The organism is Streptomyces aurantiacus (genome assembly GCF_001418335.1).
Classification (GTDB): domain Bacteria; phylum Actinomycetota; class Actinomycetes; order Streptomycetales; family Streptomycetaceae; genus Streptomyces; species Streptomyces aurantiacus.
On sequence record NZ_LIPP01000189.1, the window covers coordinates 1 to 1871 of the forward strand.

Below are 1871 nucleotides of genomic sequence, written 5' to 3' on the forward strand. Positions count from 1 at the left end.
CACCGCGGCGACCATCGAGAGGCCGCGTCCGCAGGTCGCGGAGGAGGTGGCGTCCCGCACCTCGGGAAGGCGGGGGTCGCGGTCGTGCACCGAGACCGTGAGCTGGTCGAGCAGCAGCTCGATCTCCACGGTGCACAGCTTGTCGGGCCGGGCGTGCAGGTGGACGTTGGTCAACAGCTCGGTCACACCGAGCGCGGCCCGGTCTATCAACGGATCCAGATGCCAGTAGCGCAACTGCGCAGATACGATTCTGCGGACCTGGCCGATCCGCGACGGCAGAGCGTCCAGCTCCACCGTGCAATGCCTGCTTGGCTGGCTGATCACGGCTGCGACTCCCCGAATTGAGGTCCGGAAGAAGACGAGTGCGGATCCAGCGGGCTGCCTGCGCGCGCCGACCGCCTGCTGTCGGTGTCCGGCGGGCTGGTTCGCAGCGTGATCGCCGGTAAACCCAGAGTGACGTGAGAACAGAGTGGCTCAGGAGGTACGACTCCGCAACTCGCGATGGTCTCGACGGGCGGCCGGGCGGCCGGGCGTACGGCGGCCCGCGCGGACCTCAGTGCCTGCGCCCCGCCGCTTTGCGTACGGCCTCGATGAAACGGTGGGCCGCCGGCGGTCCTGGTTCCCCCGGAGCCGGGTCGTGTTCGCCCAGGGTGAGCAGATAGCGGGTGCCGTTGACGTCCGCCAACGCCCGGTCCTCAGCGGCGAACCAGGGCTTCGACGCCCGGACCGCCTGTACCGGCGCGCTGTCGATCTCGCTGCCGTAACTGGTGAGCAACTCCAGCCTGCCGTCGCTGATCCGGACCTGCCCGGCCCGGGTGAGCGAACGTAGCCTCTTCCCGATCCGCACGCCCGTGGCTGTGAACTCCGGCTCCGCCATGTGCTCCGCCCCCTTGTGCGCTTCGGCCGTGCCCTGTCGTGGTTCCGGTCGCTGATTCGTCGTGGCTCCGTCGTGGTTGCGCGTGATGGTGGGTCCGGGCGCGGATCCCGCTCCAGTGCCCGTCCCGGCTTCCTGTTCCCGTACGCGTTCCCGGCGCCGTCGTCGCCGTTCGTGACCGGCGCCCGTGCGGGCGGTCTGCACCGGCGCCCGTGCGAGCAGTCTGCCCGCGTGAGGCGACGAGCACCAGTGCGCCGGGCGGCGTGGCACATGCCGTCCGGCGCACTCGCGCGAATGCGCCCCCCCGACCGCGCCCCGGCCGCCCCGGAGCCGCTCCCCGGTCGACGGCACCAGCGCTTTCTTTGAGGTGCTCAAAGGACTGTTTATGCAGGTGAGAAGCGTGGGGAAGGTGCCTATGATCGAGGTGTCCGACCACGTGACCCGACGTCGGCGCAACCCGAAGGAGCCCCGCCGTGAGCACCCCACAGCAGGCCCGCCCCCATGAGCCGACGGCCACCCTCGATGTCGATCACAGCGACGGGGAGTACCGGCACTGGCTCAAAGAAGCCGTGCGGAAGGTCCAGGCCGACGCCAACAGATCGGCCGACACCCACCTCCTGCGCTTCCCGCTGCCCGAGCGCTGGGGCATCGACCTGTACCTCAAGGACGAGTCCACCCATCCCACAGGCAGCCTCAAGCACCGGCTGGCCCGCTCGCTCTTCCTCTACGGCCTGTGCAACGGCTGGATCCGTCCCGGCCGCCCCGTCATCGAGGCATCCAGCGGCTCCACGGCCGTCTCCGAGGCGTACTTCGCGAGCCTGATCGGTGTGCCCTTCATCGCCGTCATGCCCCTCACCACGAGCGCCGAGAAGTGCCGGCTGATCGAATTCCACGGCGGACGGTGCCACTTCGTCGACGACCCGCGCACGATGTACGAGGAGTCGGCGGCCCTCGCGGCCGAGTCCGGCGGTCACTTCATGGACCAGTTCACGTACGC

General features: G+C 69.8%; 3 protein-coding genes. 1 reads left to right on the plus strand and 2 read right to left on the minus strand.

What is annotated here, in order from left to right; translation table 11 throughout:
- Together AOK01_RS24215 and AOK01_RS24220 are read right to left on the minus strand one after the other, a co-directional pair.
- Nucleotides 1-324: ATP-binding protein (locus tag AOK01_RS24215; RefSeq protein WP_169800157.1), on the minus strand; the 324-nt coding region annotated here is incomplete at its 3' end.
- 229 nt (nucleotides 325-553) lie between these two features.
- Nucleotides 554-877, minus strand: a complete 324-nt coding sequence (locus tag AOK01_RS24220; protein WP_055515152.1) for a hypothetical protein — start codon at nucleotides 875-877, stop codon at nucleotides 554-556.
- A gap of 470 nt (nucleotides 878-1347) precedes the next feature.
- On the opposite strand from AOK01_RS24220, the gene AOK01_RS24225 reads away from it, so the two are divergent.
- A partial coding sequence (locus AOK01_RS24225; RefSeq protein ID WP_157871469.1) for a pyridoxal-phosphate dependent enzyme occupies nucleotides 1348-1871 on the plus strand: 524 nt, incomplete at its 3' end.

Coding starts and splice junctions, on each gene's coding strand:
- AOK01_RS24220 (WP_055515152.1), bottom strand. CDS start 877: ATGGCGGAGCCGGAGTTCACAGCCACGGGCGTGCGGATCGGGAAGAGG.